Consider the following 17,857-nt stretch of genomic DNA (forward strand, 5'->3'; position numbering starts at 1 on the left):
CCGGTGTCAGCCCTTGTAGAGCTTCTTCTCGTAGGCCGGACCGTAGTGCCGCTCCAGCTCGTCGAGGCTCTCCTCGGTGTACTGGACGTCCTTGACGATCCGGGCGTGCGAGGGGAGCGTGTCCTCCGCCCACTGCTCGGGCCTCCACATCCTGGAGCGCATCAGCGCCTTCCCGCAGTGGAAGAAGATCTGCTCGATGTCCACGATGAGCGCCAGCGACGGCCGATGGCCCTTGACGACCATGTCGTCGAAGAACGGCGCCTCCCGGACCAGCCGGGCCCGGCCGTTGATCCGCAGCGTCTCGCTGCGCCGCGGGACCATGAAGAGCAGCCCGACGTGCGGGTTGCTCAGGATGTTCAGGAAGCCGTCCGCGCGGCGGTTGCCGGGGCGGTCCGGGATCGCGATCGTGGTGTCGTCGAGCACGTGCACGAACCCGGGCGGGTCGCCCTTGGGGGAGACGTCGCAGTTGCCCTCGGCGTCGCTGGTGGAGATGAGGCAGAACGGGGACCGCGCGAGCCACTCCCGGTCCCAGGCGTGCAGCGTCACGCGCTCCTTGTCGACGGCCCGCCGCATCGGGGCGCCGAGCAGCGCGCGCAGCTCCTCCGCGGAGGTGATCTCGACGATGTCGGTGGACTCGGGGGCGAGCGTCATGGCGCTCCTTCCGCCGGGGGACTCGGAAGATCATGTTAACCGGCGGCGCCGCGCCGCCCGCGGGCCGGGGCCCCGGTGGGACCCGCCCTTGCGCCGCGGTGTTCCGCCATGGTCCTTATAGGGGCATGACGGCGATCGCAGACCTCGAGTTCTTCGACTCCCACGTGCACTTCTGGCGGCCCGAGGCCAACGACTGGTACCCGGGGCTGGCCGTGTGGAGGCCCGAACTCGTCCGCGACCACCTCCCGGACGGGTACCGGGCGGCGGCGGACGGCGTCGAGATCACCGGCGTCGTGCACGTCTCGGCGGTGACCAAGCCGGGCGCGCACCTGGACGAGACCCGCTGGCTGGACGAGACGCGCCGCGCCACCGGCGACCCCGCCGCGATCATCGGCACCGTCGACCCGTCCGCGCCGCTCGGCGCGATCGCCGCCGACCTCGACGCACAGGCGGAGAGCCCCGCGTTCCGCGGGATCCGGGTCTTCGACGGCCTGGACCCGGAGGCGGCCGGCGACCTGTTCCGGCTGCTCGGCGACCGGGACCTGGTCTTCGACCTCGTCGTCCACCCCGGCGACGCCGCCGCCCACGCGGCCGCCGCCGAGCGGGCGCCCGGCACCGCGTTCGTGCTGGAGCACTCCGGCTGGCCGGACGGCGACGGGCCGGACCAGTTCCGCGCGTGGCGCGACGGGGTGGCCCGGCTCGCCGCGCTCCCGCACGTCGACTGCAAGATCTCCGGGCTCGGGATGGCGCTCGGCACCCTGGAGACGGCGCGGCTGCGGCCGTTCGTGGAGACCTGCCTGGAGCTGTTCGGCGTCGAGCGGTGCTTCTTCGGCAGCAACTTCCCCGTCGACGGCGTCGCCGGGACGTTCCCGCGGCTCATCGGCGCCTACCGGGAGATCGTCGAGCCCCTGTCCGGCGGTGAGCGGCGGCGCCTGTTCTCCGGCAACGCCCGCCGCCGCTACCGCGCCTGACGTCCTGCCGCTACCGCGCCTGACGTCCCGACGGCGCGCGACACGCGAAACTCGTCCGCCTTCCCCGGTGACTTTCCCGCCCCGCCGGGGTCAGTTCAGGTGGGGACGGTCCCCGGAAGGCGAGGGCGGGGATGAGTTCGGTGGAGACGGTGGCGCTGCTCGAACGGTCCGTCGGATACGCGCTCGGCGGGCTCGGGGGCGTCACGCCCGCGGCGCTGGGCCGGGCGACGCCGTGCCGCGGCTGGAACCTCGGGGCCCTGCTGCGGCATACCGCCGAGTCCCTGGACGCCCTGATGGAGGCCGTCGACACGGGCTCCGTCCGGCTGCACCCGGCGCCCGGTCCGGCGTCCGGCGGCGCGCCGCCGGACGACCCGGCGGCCGCGCTGGTGGCGGCGTTCCGGTCCGGCGCGGCCCGGCTCCTCGGCGCCTGGACGAGCACCGGCGACCGGCCGGTCACCGTCGGCGGATGCCCCCTGCAGGCGTCCATGGTCGCCATGACGGGCGCCATCGAGATCGCCGTGCACGGCTGGGACATCGCCTGCGCGACCGGGAACCCGCGGCCGATCCCGCCGGGCCTCGCCGGGCTGCTGCTGGACCCCGCCATGGCGCTGGTCACCGACGCGACCCGCGCCGGCCTGTTCGCCCCGGCAGTCTCCGTCCCCCGCACGGCCGCGCCCGCCGACCGGCTGCTGGCCCACCTGGGCCGCGATCCGCTCGCCTTTCAGGCGCGCGGCGCGTAGCGGCGGACGCCGCCCTCCTCGTGGACGTCCAGGAGGCCCTGGTCGGCCAGCACGTCCAGGTGCGCCTCGATCTCCAGCACGGCGAGCATCCGGCTGAAGGCGTCCAGGTCGGCGAGCGCGCGGCGGCGCCGCGTCCAGGCCATCGACGCGGCGACCTCGAAGGCCGTCCCGTGGCCCGCGCGGACCCGCTCGGCGGCGGCGTCGAGGCGGGCGGCGTGGTGCTCCAGCAGCTCGTCGATCCGGGTGTGAACGCTCGCCGTCACCGGCCCGTGCGCGGGCAGCAGCAGCGTGTCGGGCATGTCGCGGACGAGCCGCAGCGAGTCCAGGTAGCTGCGCAGCGGCCGCCGCTCCGGCTCGGCCTCGAGGCCGATGGACGGGCTGATGTGCGGCAGGACGTGGTCGCCGGCGAACAGCAGCCCGGCCGACGCGTCGCGCAGCACCACGTGCCCGCGGGTGTGGCCCGGGGTGGCGAACACGTCCAGCCCGCGCCCGGCCAGCGCGACCCGCTCCCCGTCGTCCAGCCAGGCGTCGGGCGCGGTCAGCGGGTCCTCCTCGCCGGCGGGGCCGCTCGTGATCCCGGCGATCTCCGCGGCGAGCTCGCCGGCGCCGCAGCGGCGGAGCATCTCGATCTGGCGCGCGTGCACGCCGCGCGGGGCCGCGGACGCCTCGATCGACGGCCGCTCGCCGCGCCCGATCCGCACGCGGGTGCCGAACGATCCGCGCAGGGCGAGCGCCTGCGAGTAGTGGTCCCGGTGCGCGTGCGTGACGAGGAACTGCGCCACGTCGTCGAGCCCGTGGCCGAGCGTCCGCAGCGCGGCTTCGAGCGCCGTGCGGCTGTCGGGCATCGCCCAGCCGGAGTCGACCAGGACGGGGCCGTCCGGGTCCTCGATGACGTAGACGTTGACGGCGTGCAGCGACGGTATGGGCAGCGCCAGCGGGATCCGGTGCACGCCGGGCGCCACCGGATGGGCCCCGGGCTCGTACCATTCCGCCGCCTGTTCCACCACCGGTGCCGTCACCGCGCGCCCCCCGATTCTCGAATCGCGTTCTATTAGTGGAACTTACTTCATCCGGGGAACCGGCGCTGCCGCCGGGGTCCCCGCAGTCGGCCGTGCGGCGTCCCGGTCGGTTGTGGGCGTCCCGGTCGGTTGTGGGCGTCCCGGTCAGCCGTGCGCGGCGTCGCGGTCGGCCGCGCGCCGCGCCTCCTTCGCCGCCTTGCGCGCCTCTCGCGCCGCCTCCTCCGCCCGGTCGCGCGCCTGCTCGGCGCGCTCCGCCTTCCGCGCCGCCGAGTCCCGCTCCGCGGTGGCCCGCTCCAGCTCGTGCCGCAGCCGCCCCACCTCGGCGGACGCGTCGTCGGCCGCCCGCCTCGCCGCGTCGGCGCGCTCGGTCCTGTCCGCCAGGGCGCGCTCCGCCTCGTCCGCCCGCCTGGCGAGGGCCTCCGCGCGCTTGGCGCGTGCCGCGCTCGTCCGCGTGACCTTCGGCCGCTCGGCCTTCTTCTGCGCCGGGGCGGCCGGTTTCCGCGCAGCGGGGGCCTCCTCCCCGGCAGAAGCGGCCTTCTTCTGCGGTTTCGGGCGCTTCTCGGCCTTCGGCTCCCGCTCCGCCCCGGTCTCGGGGGCGAGGGCGAAGCCCGCCGGGACGAAGCCGGTGTGGCTGCGCGGCTGCGGCAGCCGCCCCTCGCGCACCTCGTCCGCGACCTCCTCGTCCACGGTGGCCGCCTGCAAGGTGTCCTCGACCTCGCGGACGGCCTGGTCGCGCAGCGGACGCCCCGCCTCGGCCGCGAGCTCGCCCGCGCGGCGCAGCAGCGCCGCGACGAGCCGGGCCCGCTGCCGCTCCAGGTCGCCGAGCCCGCCGCCGGAGCCCCACGCCTCCCGCATCCGCGCGCCGACGTCGAGCAGCCCGCCGAGGTCGTCCGCCGCCGACCGCGCCAGCAGGTTCACCGCCCAGGCCGACAGCGTGGGCCTGCGCAGACCGCCGATCCGCTTGGCGAGCGCGGCGTCGCCCTCGGTCCTGGCCTCGCGCGCCAGGCGCGTCCGGGTCGCCACGAACTCCTCCGGCACGACGCCGTACAGCTCGTCGGCCGCCGTTGAGAACTCCACGACCGTCTCCTACCCGCCCGGACGCGGCCTCAGGGGCGCAGCGCGTCCTCGACCAGGGCGAGGAGGCGGGCGGGCTGCCCGGGGTCGTGCGCCGCGCCCTCGGTGGCGAGCGCCACGCCGACGACCAGCTGCGTCATGTCGGCGGCCGTCACGTCGGGACGCGCCGCGCCGGCCCGCTGGGCGTGGCCGAGGACGCGTCCGGCCGCGTCCCGGATCGCGGCGTGGCAGTCGAAGCCGAGGTCCGGCGGCCCCGCCAGCGCCGCGCCGCCGAGCCCGTGGTCGCCGCTCGCGTGCTCGAGGAAGGCGCGCAGCCAGCCCGACAGCGCGGCCGCGGGGGTCTCCGAGGCGATCAGCAGGTCCGCGCGGGCGCACAGCCGCTCGACGCGGTCGGCGAGGACGGCGGCCAGCAGCGCCCGCCGGGTGGGGAAGTGCCGGTAGAGGGTGCCGGGGCCGACGCCGGCGCGCCGCGCGATCTCGTTGAGGGAGGCGTCCGGGCCGCTCTCGGCGAACGTCTCGCGGGCCGCCGCCAGCACCCGCTCGCGGTTGCGGCGGGCGTCCGCGCGCAGCGGGCGCCCGGGGCGCGTCTCGTCCGCCGTGGTCATCGCCCCATCCTCGGCCGTCGCGGCCCGGGTAGCCAACTGGAGAAGTTCTCCGTATCGTACCCCGAAGGAACCGGAGAAGTTCTCCGGAAATCGGGAGGCATGCGATGCAGCGGGACGGGCTCGGCCGGGTCGGGATCTGGACGTTCGCGTTCGACGGGCAGCCGGCGGGACGGGTGCGCGAGGCGGCGGCGGAGATCGAGGAGCTCGGCTACGGGGCCATCTGGTTCGGCGAGGCGTTCGGGCGCGACAGTGTCGGGCAGGCGTGGCTGGTGCTGGGCGCGACGCGGCGGATCGCCGCCGCGTCCGGGATCGCCAACATCGCCTTCCGCGACCCGATCGCGACGGCGGGCGCCGAACGCACCCTCGGGGAGGCGTTCCCGGGCCGCTACCTGCTCGGACTCGGCGGCCACCGGGCCGGCGACGCCGGCGAGCTGGACGGCTACGCGATGCCGCCGGTCGGGCGGCCGGTGCCGATGATGCGGGCCTACCTCGACGCGATGGACGCGGTGCCGGTGCACGGCGTCCCCGCCGATCCGGCGCCGCGCCGGGTGCTGGCGGCCCTCGGGCCGAGGATGCTGGAGCTGGCGGCGGAGCGGACGTGGGGCGCGCACCCGTACTTCGTGCCCGTCGAGCACACCGTGCGGGCCAGGCGGATCATGGGCCCGGACGCGTTCCTCGGCGTCGAGCAGGCCGTCGTACTGGACACCGACCCCGCCCGGGCCCGCGAGATCGCGCGGGCGCACGTCCGGGGCTACGTGCAGGCGGCGGAGCACCAGCGGGCCAGCGTCCGGCGGCTCGGCTACGGCGACGACGACCAGACGGGCGGTCCCGGAGGCGGCCCGAGCGACCGGCTCGTGGACGCCATCGTCGCGCACGGGGACGTGGACGCGATCCGCGCGCGCGTGCGGGAGCACCTGGACGCGGGCGCCGACCACGTCTGCGTCCAGGTCCTCACGGCGGACCCGGCGGAACTGCCGCTGGAGCAGTGGCGCGAACTGGCCCCGGCGCTTCTCTGACCCTCCTGCTTCTCTGAGCCGGCTGGGCATGGACGCGATATGTCGCTTCTGCTTATACTCGTCCACGAGTAATCGCGGACGAGGAGCACGGCATGGCGAAGCGGCGGAAGGTGGGCAACCTCCTGGGGCTCGCCGTGCTGTCGACGGTCTCCGCCAGGCCGATGCATCCGTACGAGATGGCCTCGCTGATGAAGGCCCGTGGCAAGGACCACGACATGGACATCAAGTGGGGCTCGCTCTACACGGTCGTCCGGAACCTGGAGAAGCACGGCTTCCTGGAGGTGGCGGGCAGCGTCCGCGACGGCGCCCGCCCCGAACGCACCGTCTACCGGATCACCGACGCCGGGCGCGAGGAACTGGCCGACTGGGTGCGGGAGCTGATCGAGGTCCCCGAGCCCGAGCACCGGCGGCTCGAGGCCGGGCTGTCGGTGCTCGGCGCGCTCGGCCCGGACGAGACCGCCGAGCTGCTGCGCCGCCGCCTCGACGCGCTGGAGCGGCGGATCGCGGACGAGCGCGCCGCGCTCGACGCGGAGACCGAGGTGCCGCGCGTCTTCCTGCTGGAGGCCGAGTACGCCCTGGCCATCGTGCAGGCGGAGGCGGACTGGGTGCGCGCGTTCCTCGGCGAGATCACCGGCGGCACCCTGGAGGGCCTGGCGATGTGGCGCGCGTTCCACGCCACCGGCCGCGTCCCGGCGGAGATCGCGGAGCTCGCGGAAAGGGGTGCCGCACCGAACTGATCACGGCCCGGCGGCGATGCTGCAACACCGCCGCCGGGCCTCAGAACCCACCACGGAAACCCGCTCGCGGAGCAGGTCCCGGCGGCGAGACCTCGAAACCAGCCTATCCGGGACGCCCCGCCGAGCACGTCTCGCCGTACGGAGGCGACCATGGCGCACGCCATCGAGGCCGACCATCTGGTCAAGCACTATCCCGGCGACGTCCGGGCCCTGGACGGGCTGTCCGTCACCGTCGGCCGGGGAGAGATCCTCGGCCTGCTCGGCCCCAACGGGGCGGGCAAGTCCACCACCGTCAAGATCCTCACCACCCTCGTCCGGCCCGACGCGGGCACCGCGTCCGTCGCCGGGCACGACGTCCTGCGCCGCCCCGGCCGGGTGCGGCGCGCCATCGGGGTCGTGGCGCAGCAGTTCGGCGCCGACCCCGGCGCCTCGGGCCGCGCGAACCTGGTCCTGCAGGGCCGCCTGCACGGGATGGGCGGCGCGGACGCGCGCCGCCGCGCCGACGAGCTGCTCGACCGCTTCGGGCTGCGGGACGCCGCGTCCCGCCAGGTGAAGACCTACTCCGGCGGGATGCGGCGCCGGCTGGACGTGGCGCTCGGCCTCGTCCACCGGCCGCAGGTGCTGTTCCTGGACGAGCCGACCACCGGGCTCGACCCCGAGGCCCGCGCGTCGATGTGGGCGGAGATCGCCAGGCTGGCGGGCGACGACGCGCTCGCGATCCTGCTGACCACCCACTACCTGGACGAGGCGGACCGGCTCGCCGGGCGGCTGGCGATCGTCGACCGCGGCCGGGTCGTCGCGGAGGGCGCCCCCGACGCGCTCAAGGGCGAGCTGCGCGGCGACGCCGTCCACCTGGAGTGGCGGGAGGCGCCGGACGAGGCGCGGGTGCGCGAGGCGCTCGGCCGGCTGCCCGGCGTCCGCGACATCGTGCTGGACGGTGCGCGGCTCAGCGCGCGCGCCGACGACGGCGCGTCCGCGGTGCCCGCCGTCCTGGCCGCGCTCGACCAGGCCGGGCTGCCGGTGGCGGCGGCGACGGTCGCGCGGCCCTCGCTGGACGACGTGTACCTGCGCTACGCCGGACGCCGGTTCGCGCATGCCGACGCCGCCCCCGGCGCGGCGTCCGAGCCTGCGGAGATCGGAGGCGTGCGATGAGCGGGCTCCTCACCGGCACCTGGTGGATGACGCAGCGCCGGCTGTCGGCGCTCGGCCGCAACCCGGCCGTCCTGGTCATGACGCTCGTCCAGCCGATGATCTGGCTGTTCCTGTTCGGCGAGCTGTTCAAGCGGGTCGTGGAGCTGCCCGGCTTCGGCGCCCCGTCCTACCTCGACTACCTCGTCCCCGGGGTCGTGGTCATGAACGCGGTGTCGCTGAACTCGTTCGCCGGGATGGCCACCATGGACGAGATCGAGCGCGGCACCCTGAACCGGTTCCTGGTGACGCCGGTCCGGCGCAGCGCGATCACCAACGCGGGCATCGTCGAGCAGGCGCTCAGCACGGCGTTCCAGTCCATCGTGATCATCGCGCTGGGCTGGGCGGCGGGCGCGCGCTACCCGGGCGGGGCCGGCGGGCTCGCCGTGCTCGTCGCCGCGTCCGTGCTGGTCGGCGTCGTCCTCGCCGCGCTGTCCAACACGCTGGCGCTGCTGCTCCGCGACCGCAACACCATCATCGGGCTCAACGTCATGCTGCTGCTGCCGCTGACGTTCCTGTCGTCGGCGTTCATGGCGAAGGGCCTGATGCCTGCCTGGATCCGGCACGTGGCGGCGTTCAACCCGGTGAGCTGGGCGCTGGACGCCGGGCGCGCCGCGATGGCCGGCGACCCGGACCGGGGCTCGGTCGCGCTGCACGGCGGATGGCTGCTGGCCCTGACCGCGCTCACCGTCGCCCTGGCGATCCTCTCGCTGCGCAGCTACCAGAAGTCGCAGTGACCCCGGCACGGCGGGCGCGTGCGGCCCGGGGTCAGCGCGTGTCCAGGAAGCGGTCGAGGACGCGGGTGCCGAACGCCAGGCCGTCCACCGGCACCCGCTCGTCCACGCCGTGGAACATGCCGAAGTAGTCCAGGTCCGGGCCGAGCCGCAGCGGCGCGAACCCGAAGCTGGTGATGCCGATCGCGTTGAACGACTTGGCGTCGGTGCCGCCCGCCATCACGTACGGGACGGGCCGGGCGAGCGGGTCCTCGGCCCGCAGCGACCCGGCGAGCGCGGCGAACGTCGCGCCCGCCGGGTCCGCCGCCGGGGCCTCCTCGTGGTTGATGAACTCCCGGGTGACCTTCGGGCCGAGCAGCCGGTCGACGGTGGCGAGGAACTCCTCGCCGGTCCCGGGCAGGTACCGGCCGTCCACCTGCGCGGACGCCGTGCCCGGCACGACGTTCACCTTGTACCCGGCCTCCAGCCGCGTCGGGTTGGCCGAGTTGCGGACCGTCCCGGCGAACAGGTGCCCGGCGCGGCCGAGCCGCACCGCCTCCTCGTCGAGCCGGTCGTGGTCGATGGTGGTGCCGAGGGCGTCCGCCAGGCCGTCCAGCAGCGCCCGCACGCCCGGCGTCAGCCGCACCGGCCACTCGTACGAGGCGATCCGCGACACCGCGTGCGCGAGCTCCGCGACGGCGTTGTCGGGCGCCGGCTTGGACCCGTGCCCGGCGGTGCCGCGCGCCGTCAGCCGCATCCAGGCGGTGCCGCGCTCGCCCGTCGCGACCGGGTAGATCCGGGCGCCCGCGCCGTCCCCGGGGGACGCGGTGTCCACGCTGAACCCGCCCGACTCGCTGATCGCCTCGGTGCAGCCCTCGAAGTACCCGCGGTGCTCGCGCGCCACGTACCGGGAGCCGTACTCGCCGGTGCACTCCTCGTCGGCGAGGAACGCCAGCACCAGGTCGCCGCGCGTCCGGCGGCCCGCGCGCAGCCGGGCCCGGACCGTCGCGAGCGTCATCGCGAGGCTGCCCTTCATGTCGACGGCGCCGCGCCCCCACACGCATCCGCCGAGCACCTCGCCGGAGAACGGCGGGACCTGCCAGTCGGACGCGTCGGCGGGGACCACGTCCAGGTGCCCGTGGACGAGGAACGCCGGGTGCGTCGGATCGGTGCCGGGGATCCGGGCCAGCACGCTGGCGCGGCCCGGCGCCGACTCCACGACCTCGGCCGCGACGCCGACCTCGTCCAGCAGCGCCGCGACGTGCTCGGCCGCGGGCCGCTCCGGGCGCGCCACGCCCTCGCCCCGGTTGGTGGTGTCGAAGCGAATGAGGTCCGCGCAGATGGCGGCCGCCTCCGCACCCGCCTCCGCACCCGGGTCCCTGCCCGGGTCCGGTGCCGTCTCCGTTTCCGCCGTCTCCGCCGTGGCGTCCGGCCGCCGAGTCACCCGTCGAGCCCCTTTCGCAGGAAAGTTTAATTTTCCCCCGCCGCTGACCTGTGTCAACGGTTGATCAACAAGTCTCGATCCGGTTTCGACTCGGTCAGCGCCATACCGAAACCGCCGCGCCGGTACGACGCTGCCACCAACCTGAAGTGCGGCGGGTGTCCGGGCCCGGTGCACGAGGGGACAGCACGAGGAGGAGCATGACCAGCCTCAGGGACGCGGGCCCGCGCAGGGGCGCGCGGGGGAAGGTCGCGGCGCTCGCCGCGGTGGCGCTGGCGGCCTCGCTCGGCCTGTCGGCCTGCGGCGGGAGCGGGAAGAAGAGCGACGGCGTGTTCACCGTCGGCCACTCCGAACCCGACCACCTGGTGCCGGGCAACACCACGAGCAGCTACTCCTTCGACGTGCTCAGCGGGCTGTTCGACAACCTGGAGGGCCTCACCAAGGACGGCAAGCCGTACAACCTGGCCGCCGAGTCCGTCACGACCACCGACCAGAAGGTCTGGACGATCAAGGTCCGCGGCGGGCAGAAGTTCCACAACGGCGAGCCCGTCACCGCGGAGAGCTTCGCCGACGCCTGGAACAACGCCGCGTACGGGCCGAACGCCTACTCCGCCAACGACTACTTCTCGCACATCCAGGGGTACGACGCGATGAACCCCGAGGACGAGAAGGCCAAGCCGAAGGCCGACAAGCTCTCCGGCGTCCAGGTCGTCGACCCCTCGACCCTCAAGGTGACGCTCACCGCGCCGTTCAACCAGTTCCCGCTGCTGCTGACCTACCCGGCGTTCGCGCCGATGCCGAAGGCCGGTCTGCAGGACCTCAAGGGCTTCGACAACCACCCGATCGGCAACGGCCCTTACATGATGAGCGGGAACTGGGAACGCAACAGGCAGATCAAACTCGTGCCGTTCCCCGGTTACACCGGCCCGCGCAAGCCGAAGAACAAGGGCGTGATCTGGAAGAGCTACTCCAGCGCCGACAGCGCCTACACCGACCTGCGCGCCGGGAAGATCGACGTGCTGCTGACGATCCCGGCGGCGAAGGTGCCGGAGGCGAAGCGGCTGCTCGGCGACCGGTTCCTGCCCCGCAAGATGGGCACGATGGACTACCTCGGCTTCCCGCTGTGGGACAAGCGGTTCGCGAACCCGGACCTGCGCAAGGCCATCTCGATGGTCATCGACCGGCAGGGCATCAACAAGGCCGTCTACAACGGCGACTACTTCCCGGCCGACTCGCTGCTGCCGGCCATCATCGACGGGCACCGTGCGAACGCCTGCGGTGAGCTGTGCACCTTCGACCCCGCGAAGGCCAAGACGCTGTTCGACAAGGCCGGCGGGTTCAAGGGGACGCTGGAGTTGTACTTCTCCAACGCGCAGCCCACCTACTACCAGTGGATGCAGATCGTCGCGAACTCGCTGAAGCAGAATCTCGGCATCCAGAACATCGAGTTCCGGCAGGTGCCCGCGTCCGACTACTTCTCGATGCTGAACAAGCGCACGGAGAAGGGCCCGTACCGGCAGAACTGGGAGGCCGACTACCCGAGCGCACAGAACTACCTCGAGAACATGTGGGCGTCGGACGCCAACCGCATGGGCTGGAAGAGCAAGGAGTTCGACGACCTGATCGCCAAGGCGAACAGCTCCGCCGACCACCAGCAGGCGCTGCAGTTCTACAACCAGGCCGAGGACGTCGCCATCCGCGAGATGCCGATGATCCCGCTGTGGACGTGGGCGGGCCAGGGCGGCCGCTCCAGCCACGTCGACAACGTCACGATCACGGCGTGGTCGACCGGCCTGATCGTCAACGAAGTGACGGTGAAGTAGCCGGCGATGTGGCGCTACGTCCTGCGGCGGCTCCTCCAGGCGATCCCCGTCTTCGTCGGGACGACCCTGCTCATCTACGCGATGGTCTTCGCGTTGCCGGGCGACCCGATCCAGGCGCTCGCCGGGGACAAGCCCATCCCCGCGAACGTCCTGGCGACGCTGCGGGACCGCTACAACCTGAACGACCCGCTGCTGGTCCAGTACGGCAAGTACATGTGGGGCCTCGTCCGGGGCAACCTGGGGGAGAACTACGACGGCCAGAACGTCGCGGACATGCTCGGGGGCCGCTGGACCGTGACCGCGCAGCTCGCGCTCACCGCCTGGATCTTCGAGCTGGTCATCGGGATCGCGCTCGGCGTGTGGGCGGGGCTGCGCCGCGGCAGGATGGCCGACACCCTCGTGCTCGGCGGTACCACGCTGCTGATCGCGGTGCCGGTGTTCGTGCTCGGCTACACCGCGCAGATCCTGTTCGGGCTGCACTGGCAGATCTTCCCGACCGCGGGGACCGACGACGGCTGGCCGATGAGCTACCTGCTGCCCGGCATGGTGCTCGGCTCCCTCGGCCTGTCGTACGTCGCCCGGCTGACCAGGACGAGCCTCGCCGAGAACCTGCGCGCCGACTACGTCCGCACCGCCAACGCCAAGGGGCTGTCGCGGGCGCGGGTCGTCGGCCGGCACGCGCTGCGCAACTCGCTGATCCCCGTCGTGACCTACCTCGGCGTCGACTTCGGGAACCTGATGGGCGGCGCGATCGTGACCGAGGGCATCTTCAACCTGCCGGGCATCGGCCAGCAGGTGTTCCAGTCCATCCAGCTGAAGGAGGGGCCGGTGGTGGTCGGCGCGGTCACCGTGCTGGTGCTGATCTTCCTGCTGGTCAACCTGGTCGTGGACCTGCTGTACGGGCTGCTGGACCCGCGGATCAGGTACGAGTGACGAGCGACCCGGAGGGGCATTGAAGACGATCGACCCGGGCGCGGCCGACCCCGGCCCGCCGGGCGCGGAGCCGGAGCCGGCGGACGCCGGGGCGGGCGCGGGCGCGCCGGGCACCGCCGCGGCGGCCGTCGCGGTCGCCGGCGGGCAGCTCGGCCGGGCGTCGCTGTGGGACGACGCCTGGCGCGACCTGCGGCGCCGCTGGGTGTTCTGGGCGTCGTCGGCGTTCCTGCTGCTGGTCGCGCTGATGGCGGCGGTGCCGCGGCTGTTCACCTCGACGGGCGTGAACGAGGGCTGCGACCCGAACCACGCGAAGCTCGGCCCGTCCGGCGCGCACTGGTTCGGCACCGACCTGGCCGGCTGCGACTACTACGCGCACGTCGTGCACGGCGCCCGGCCGACCCTGCTGATCGGCGTCGCGGTCACGCTGTTCGCGTTCGCCATCGCGCTGGTGTTCGGGATGCTGGCCGGCTACTACGGCGGGCTCCTGGACGCGCTGATCGCGCGGCTCACCGACGTGTTCTTCGGGCTGCCGTTCGTGCTCGGCGCGACCGTCATCCTGGTCGCCTTCCCGAGCCACGGGGTCGGCGCGATGACGCTGGTGCTGGTGCTGCTCGGCTGGACCACGATGATCCGGATCATGCGGGCGCAGGTCATCGCCGTCCGGGACGCCGACTACGTGCAGGCGGCGCGGCTGCTCGGCGCGTCCGACCGGCGGATCATGGCGCGGCACATCCTGCCGAACGCGATCGCGCCGGTGATCGTGGTCGCCACCCTCAACGTCGGCAACGTGATCGCGGGCGAGGCGACGCTGGACTTCCTCGGCGTCGGCCTGCAGTACCCGAAGGTGTCCTGGGGCCTGCAGCTGAACCTGGCGCAGGACTCCTTCGTCGACCACCCGCACCTGCTGATCTTCCCCGCGGTGTTCCTGTCCGCCACGGTGCTGAGCTTCCTGATGCTCGGCGACGCGGCCCGCGATGCCCTCGACCCGAAGCTGCGGTGAGCGCACGATGACGACCGAGCTGACCGAAGACGTCCCGCGGGAACCGGACGCGCCGCCGCCGCTGCTGGAGGTCGAGGACCTGCACGTGCTGTTCCGCGTGCGGGACCGCGACGTCCGCGCGGTGAACGGGCTGTCCTACACGCTCGGCGAGGGCGAGACCGTCGCGATCCTCGGCGAGTCCGGCTCCGGCAAGAGCGTGGCGGCGCAGGCCGTCATGGGCATCCTCGACACCCCGCCCGCGCGGATCACCGGCGGCTCGGTGCGGCTGCGCGGCGAGGAGCTGCTGGGGCTGCCCGAGCGGCGCCGCCGCGGCTACCGCGGCGACCGCATCTCGATGATCTTCCAGGACGCGCTGACCGCGCTGAACCCGGTGTTCACCGTCGGCGACCAGATCCGCGAGATGTACCGGGTGCACCGCGGCCTCGGCCGCCGGGCGGCCCGCGACAAGGCGGTCGAGCTGATGGAGCGGGTGCGGATCCCGTCCGCCGCGCAGCGGCTCGGCGACTACCCGCACCAGTTCTCCGGCGGCATGCGCCAGCGCATCATGATCGCGATGGCGCTGGCGCTGGAGCCGGACGTGCTCATCGCCGACGAGCCGACCACCGCGCTCGACGTGACCGTCCAGGCGCAGATCATGCGGCTGCTCGCCGCGCTCCAGGACGAGCTGCGGATGGGCATGGTCCTCATCACCCACGACCTCGGCGTCGTCGCGGGCGTCGCGGACCGGATCGTCGTGATGTACGCCGGGTCGGTGGCCGAGCAGGCGCCCGCCCGGGAGCTGTACGCGCGGCCCGCCCACCCCTACACGCGCGGGCTGCTCGCGTCGGTGCCGCGGCTGGACCGGCGCGGCGACGCGCTCGTCCCCATCAAGGGGTCGCCGCCGAACCCGGCCGCGCTGCCGCCCGGCTGCCCGTTCCAGCCGCGCTGCCCGCGCGCCGAGGCGCTCTGCGCCGCCGAGCGCCCGCCGCTGGTCACCGTCGCGCCCGGCCACGAGGCCGCCTGCCACTTCGCCGAGGAGGTGCACGGTGCCGGAGCCGAGTGAGAGCCCGATCCTGCAGGTCGACGGCCTGGTCAAGCACTACCCCGTCACCCGCGGCGTGGTGGTCAAGCGCACCGTGGGGCACGTCCGGGCGGTGGACGGCGTCGACCTGGAGCTGCGGCGCGGCGAGACGCTCGGCGTCGTCGGCGAGTCCGGCTGCGGGAAGTCGACGCTCGCGAAGCTGCTGCTGGCCGCCGAGCGCCCGACCGCCGGGACCGTCCGGTTCGACGGGCGGGACGTCTTCGCGCTGCCGCGCGGGGAGCTGCGCGCGCTCCGCCGCCGCATCCAGATGGTGTTGCAGGACCCGTACTCCTCGCTGAACCCGCGGATGACCGTCGGCGACATCGTGGGGGAGCCGTTCGCGATCCACCCGGACGCGGCGCCCAAGGGGGAGCGGCGCGCCCGCGTCCAGGAGCTGCTGGAGCTGGTCGGCCTCGACCCCGACCACGTCAACCGGTACCCGCACCAGTTCTCCGGCGGGCAGCGGCAGCGCGTCGGCATCGCCCGCGCTCTCGCCCTGCGCCCCGACGTCATCGTCTGCGACGAGCCGGTGTCCGCGCTGGACGTGTCCGTCCAGGCGCAGGTCATGAACCTGCTCGGCGAGCTGCAGCGCGAGCTCGGGCTGGCGTACGTGTTCATCGCGCACGACCTCGCCGCGGTCCGGCACATCTCCGACCGGATCGCGGTCATGTACCTCGGCAAGGTCGTCGAGACCGGCGACGAGGAGCAGATCTACGAGCACCCCACCCACCCGTACACGCAGGCGCTGCTGTCGGCCGTCCCGGTGCCCGACCCGGACGCGCCCGGCTGGGCGGGGCAGATCCAGATGGAGGGCGAGCCGCCGTCGCCGCTGGACCCGCCGTCCGGCTGCCGGTTCCGCACCCGCTGCTGGAAGGCCCGCGACGTCTGCGCGGAGGACGTCCCCGAGCTGGTGGAGCGCGACGGGTCCGCGCACCCGAGCGCCTGCCACTTCGCCGAGGAGCAGGCGCTCACCGAGCAGGCCTGACGCCGCGCGGCCGCGCGGTCCCGACACCGGTCGGGACCGCCCGGGACGGTTCCGTAGGGTGGAGGCATGGCGCGCAAGGGCAGGCACGGTCCGCGGCCGGACACGTTCACGATCGCGGGCGGCGAGGCCGAGCTGCTGCGCGACGCCGACCGCGACGGCGGCTGGATGCTGCTCGTCGGCGGCGTCCCGCAGTCCTACGTGGACCTGTCCGACCCCACCTACCTCGACTTCGAGTACATGCGGCTGATGGGCGACGTCGTCGACGCGCTCGGGCTGGAGGACGAGGCGTTCGACGCGGTGCACATCGGCGGCGCCGGGTGCACGCTGCCCCGCTACATCGCCGCGACCCGGCCGGGGTCGCGGCAGATCGTCCTGGAACCGGACGCCGAGCTGGTGCGGGTCGTGCGCGAGCGGCTGCCGGTGAAGGGCGTGCCGGGGCTGCGGATCCGCGTCACCGACGGGCGCAGCGGCATCGCCGCGCTCGCCGACGAGGCCGACGACCTGGTCGTGATGGACGCCTTCGCCGAGGCGTCGATGCCGGTGGAGCTGGCGACCCGCGAGTTCGTGCTGGACGCGGCGCGGGTGCTGCGGCCGCGCGGGGTCTACCTGGCGAACGTCGCCGACGGGTTCCGGCTGCCGTTCGCGCGGCGCGTCGCCGCGACCGTCCGGTCGGTGTTCCCGCACGCGCTGCTGATGGGCGACCCGGGCGTGCTGCGCGGCCGCCGGTTCGGCAACCTGATCATCGCCGCCTCGCGCGCGCCGCTGCCGGTCGCCGAGCTCACCCGGCGCGCGGCCGGCGGCGCCGCGCGGGCCCGGATGGTGGCGGGCGACGACCTCGCCGCGTTCTGCGCCGGCGCGGCGCCGCTGCACGACGGCGAGGAGATCGTCGCGCCCACCCCGCCGCCCCAGGTCTTCGGGAGGTCGTGAATGGAGGCCGGCGCCGCCGATCTCATGGACGAGGCGGGCCTCGCGGCGTTCGAGGAGCTGCGGCCCCGGCTGACGGGCCTGGCGTACCGGATGCTCGGCGAGGTGCAGGAGGCCGAGGACGCCGTGCAGGACGCCTACCTGCGCTGGAGCGGGACGGACCGGGCCGCCGTCGAGGAGCCCCGCGCCTGGCTGATCAAGGTCGTCACCAACCTGTGCCTCAACCGGCTCGCCTCGGCGCGGGCGCGCCGCGAGACCTACGCCGGGCCGTGGCTGCCCGAGCCGGTGCCCGCCGGCGCCGGCGGGCTCGGCGCGCGGGTGCTCGGACCGCTGGAGACCGTCGAGCAGCGCGACACGGTGTCGCTGGCGCTGCTCGCGCTGATGGAGTCGCTCACCCCGGCCGAGCGCGCGGTGTTCGTGCTGCGCGAGGCGTTCGGGTACCGGCACCGCGACATCGCCGGGGTGCTGGACGTGACCGAGACCGCGAGCCGCCAGCTGCACCGGCGCGCCCGGCAGCGCGTCGCGTCCGCCGAGCGGCGGTTCGCTCCGGCGGGCGAGCGGTGGCGGCGGCTCGTCGAGCGGTTCCTGGACGCGGCGATCCGCGGCGACCTGGCCGGGCTGGAGGCGGTCCTGGCCGAGGACGTCGTCGCCTGGTCCGACGGCGGCGGCAAGGTCTCCGCGGCCCGCAACGCCGTCACCGGGCGGGCCCGGGTGGCGCGCTTCTTCGCCGGGGTCGCCCGCCGCGCGGTGGACCTGCCCGGGGCGTCGCTCGAACCGTCGATCGAGGAGATCAACGGCGTCCCGGCCCTGGCCGTCCGGGTGGACGGGGAGCTCACCATGATCGCCGTGCTGGAGGCGTCCGGCGACCGGGTCACCGCCGTGCACGCCGTGCTCAATCCGGACAAGCTCGCATTCGCGGCCCGCGCGCTGTCACGCTCTGGGAGACTGCCCGGTCCCTCTTAGTGGACGAAGGAGGA

At 74.3% G+C, this 17,857-nt stretch carries 18 protein-coding genes; 13 read left to right on the top strand and 5 right to left on the bottom strand.

The window, feature by feature from the left end:
* Positions 1-6 precede the first annotated feature (6 nt).
* Positions 7-651: a pyridoxamine 5'-phosphate oxidase family protein gene (locus tag amrb99_RS14530; protein WP_190856481.1), complete on the bottom strand. Its 645-nt coding sequence runs from the start codon at positions 649-651 to the stop codon at positions 7-9.
* 125 nt (positions 652-776) lie between these two features.
* Here amrb99_RS14530 and amrb99_RS14535 point away from each other — a divergent pair, with 125 nt between their 5' ends.
* Together amrb99_RS14535 and amrb99_RS14540 are read left to right on the top strand one after the other, a co-directional pair.
* Positions 777-1,622 carry an amidohydrolase family protein gene (locus tag amrb99_RS14535; protein ID WP_190856482.1) on the top strand — a complete coding sequence of 282 codons (846 nt, stop codon included), beginning with the start codon at positions 777-779 and terminating at the stop codon, positions 1,620-1,622.
* Between the two features lie 131 nt (positions 1,623-1,753).
* Positions 1,754-2,362: a TIGR03086 family metal-binding protein gene (locus tag amrb99_RS14540; RefSeq protein WP_190856483.1), complete on the top strand. Its 609-nt coding sequence runs from the start codon at positions 1,754-1,756 to the stop codon at positions 2,360-2,362.
* On the opposite strand, the gene amrb99_RS14545 is transcribed toward amrb99_RS14540, so the two are convergent.
* From amrb99_RS14545 to amrb99_RS14555, 3 genes are all read right to left on the bottom strand, one after another.
* Complete coding sequence (locus amrb99_RS14545; RefSeq protein WP_190856484.1) at positions 2,344-3,381, bottom strand: MBL fold metallo-hydrolase; 1,038 nt, start codon at positions 3,379-3,381, stop codon at positions 2,344-2,346. The two genes, amrb99_RS14540 and amrb99_RS14545, sit on opposite strands and share 19 nt — an antisense overlap.
* A 144-nt stretch (positions 3,382-3,525) precedes the next feature.
* Positions 3,526-4,458 (bottom strand): hypothetical protein, encoded by a 933-nt coding sequence (locus amrb99_RS14550; protein ID WP_190856485.1) that lies wholly within the window; start codon positions 4,456-4,458, stop codon positions 3,526-3,528.
* A gap of 29 nt (positions 4,459-4,487) precedes the next feature.
* Entirely contained in the window at positions 4,488-5,060 is a 573-nt protein-coding gene (locus amrb99_RS14555) for a TetR/AcrR family transcriptional regulator (RefSeq protein ID WP_190856486.1), read from the bottom strand.
* A 104-nt stretch (positions 5,061-5,164) separates the two neighbouring features.
* On the opposite strand from amrb99_RS14555, the gene amrb99_RS14560 reads away from it, so the two are divergent.
* The 4 genes from amrb99_RS14560 (at position 5,165) to amrb99_RS14575 (ending at position 8,738) form a co-directional block, all read left to right on the top strand.
* Positions 5,165-6,076 (top strand): TIGR03620 family F420-dependent LLM class oxidoreductase, encoded by a 912-nt coding sequence (locus amrb99_RS14560; protein ID WP_190856487.1) that lies wholly within the window; start codon positions 5,165-5,167, stop codon positions 6,074-6,076.
* Positions 6,077-6,168: 92 nt separating this feature from the next.
* Entirely contained in the window at positions 6,169-6,813 is a 645-nt protein-coding gene (locus amrb99_RS14565) for a PadR family transcriptional regulator (RefSeq protein ID WP_190856488.1), read from the top strand.
* A 150-nt stretch (positions 6,814-6,963) separates the two neighbouring features.
* Entirely contained in the window at positions 6,964-7,965 is a 1,002-nt protein-coding gene (locus amrb99_RS14570) for an ATP-binding cassette domain-containing protein (RefSeq protein WP_190856489.1), read from the top strand.
* On the top strand, positions 7,962-8,738 hold the full coding sequence (locus tag amrb99_RS14575; protein ID WP_190856490.1) for an ABC transporter permease: 777 nt from the start codon (positions 7,962-7,964) through the stop codon (positions 8,736-8,738). Before amrb99_RS14570 ends, amrb99_RS14575 begins: the two co-directional genes overlap by 4 nt.
* A gap of 31 nt (positions 8,739-8,769) precedes the next feature.
* On the opposite strand, the gene amrb99_RS14580 is transcribed toward amrb99_RS14575, so the two are convergent.
* Entirely contained in the window at positions 8,770-10,056 is a 1,287-nt protein-coding gene (locus tag amrb99_RS14580; protein ID WP_347256683.1) for a M20/M25/M40 family metallo-hydrolase, read from the bottom strand.
* 299 nt (positions 10,057-10,355) lie between these two features.
* On the opposite strand from amrb99_RS14580, the gene amrb99_RS14585 reads away from it, so the two are divergent.
* From amrb99_RS14585 to amrb99_RS14615, 7 genes are all read left to right on the top strand, one after another.
* Positions 10,356-11,978, top strand: coding sequence for an ABC transporter substrate-binding protein (locus tag amrb99_RS14585; protein WP_190856492.1), 1,623 nt, complete (start codon positions 10,356-10,358; stop codon positions 11,976-11,978).
* Between the two features lie 6 nt (positions 11,979-11,984).
* Positions 11,985-12,911, top strand: coding sequence for an ABC transporter permease (locus tag amrb99_RS14590; RefSeq protein ID WP_190856493.1), 927 nt, complete (start codon positions 11,985-11,987; stop codon positions 12,909-12,911).
* A gap of 19 nt (positions 12,912-12,930) precedes the next feature.
* Positions 12,931-13,911, top strand: coding sequence for an ABC transporter permease (locus tag amrb99_RS14595; RefSeq protein WP_194736841.1), 981 nt, complete (start codon positions 12,931-12,933; stop codon positions 13,909-13,911).
* A 7-nt stretch (positions 13,912-13,918) separates the two neighbouring features.
* Positions 13,919-14,953 (top strand): ABC transporter ATP-binding protein, encoded by a 1,035-nt coding sequence (locus amrb99_RS14600; protein WP_190856494.1) that lies wholly within the window; start codon positions 13,919-13,921, stop codon positions 14,951-14,953.
* Positions 14,937-15,956 (top strand): dipeptide ABC transporter ATP-binding protein, encoded by a 1,020-nt coding sequence (locus tag amrb99_RS14605; protein WP_190856495.1) that lies wholly within the window; start codon positions 14,937-14,939, stop codon positions 15,954-15,956. Before amrb99_RS14600 ends, amrb99_RS14605 begins: the two co-directional genes overlap by 17 nt.
* A 66-nt stretch (positions 15,957-16,022) precedes the next feature.
* A complete protein-coding gene (locus tag amrb99_RS14610; protein WP_190856496.1) occupies positions 16,023-16,883 on the top strand; it encodes a fused MFS/spermidine synthase in 861 nt (286 codons plus the stop codon).
* The gene (locus amrb99_RS14615; protein WP_241755562.1) at positions 16,884-17,843 is read left to right on the top strand and encodes an RNA polymerase sigma-70 factor; all 960 of its coding nucleotides are present in this window, start codon (positions 16,884-16,886) and stop codon (positions 17,841-17,843) included.
* Positions 17,844-17,857: the final 14 nt, after the last annotated feature.

This window comes from Actinomadura sp. RB99 (assembly GCF_014706005.1).
Taxonomy (GTDB): Bacteria; Actinomycetota; Actinomycetes; order Streptosporangiales; family Streptosporangiaceae; genus Spirillospora.

What these genes read in the sequence shown, in the direction of transcription:
- amrb99_RS14530 (WP_190856481.1), bottom strand. Translation starts at nt 651, where the DNA reads ATGACGCTCGCCCCCGAGTCCACCGACATCGTCGAGATCACCTCCGCG.
- amrb99_RS14535 (WP_190856482.1), top strand. Translation starts at nt 777, where the DNA reads ATGACGGCGATCGCAGACCTCGAGTTCTTCGACTCCCACGTGCACTTC.
- amrb99_RS14540 (WP_190856483.1), top strand. Translation starts at nt 1,754, where the DNA reads ATGAGTTCGGTGGAGACGGTGGCGCTGCTCGAACGGTCCGTCGGATAC.
- amrb99_RS14555 (WP_190856486.1), bottom strand. Translation starts at nt 5,060, where the DNA reads ATGACCACGGCGGACGAGACGCGCCCCGGGCGCCCGCTGCGCGCGGAC.
- amrb99_RS14560 (WP_190856487.1), top strand. Translation starts at nt 5,165, where the DNA reads ATGCAGCGGGACGGGCTCGGCCGGGTCGGGATCTGGACGTTCGCGTTC.
- amrb99_RS14565 (WP_190856488.1), top strand. Translation starts at nt 6,169, where the DNA reads ATGGCGAAGCGGCGGAAGGTGGGCAACCTCCTGGGGCTCGCCGTGCTG.
- amrb99_RS14570 (WP_190856489.1), top strand. Translation starts at nt 6,964, where the DNA reads ATGGCGCACGCCATCGAGGCCGACCATCTGGTCAAGCACTATCCCGGC.
- amrb99_RS14575 (WP_190856490.1), top strand. Translation starts at nt 7,962, where the DNA reads ATGAGCGGGCTCCTCACCGGCACCTGGTGGATGACGCAGCGCCGGCTG.
- amrb99_RS14585 (WP_190856492.1), top strand. Translation starts at nt 10,356, where the DNA reads ATGACCAGCCTCAGGGACGCGGGCCCGCGCAGGGGCGCGCGGGGGAAG.
- amrb99_RS14590 (WP_190856493.1), top strand. Translation starts at nt 11,985, where the DNA reads ATGTGGCGCTACGTCCTGCGGCGGCTCCTCCAGGCGATCCCCGTCTTC.
- amrb99_RS14600 (WP_190856494.1), top strand. Translation starts at nt 13,919, where the DNA reads ATGACGACCGAGCTGACCGAAGACGTCCCGCGGGAACCGGACGCGCCG.
- amrb99_RS14610 (WP_190856496.1), top strand. Translation starts at nt 16,023, where the DNA reads ATGGCGCGCAAGGGCAGGCACGGTCCGCGGCCGGACACGTTCACGATC.
- amrb99_RS14615 (WP_241755562.1), top strand. Translation starts at nt 16,884, where the DNA reads ATGGAGGCCGGCGCCGCCGATCTCATGGACGAGGCGGGCCTCGCGGCG.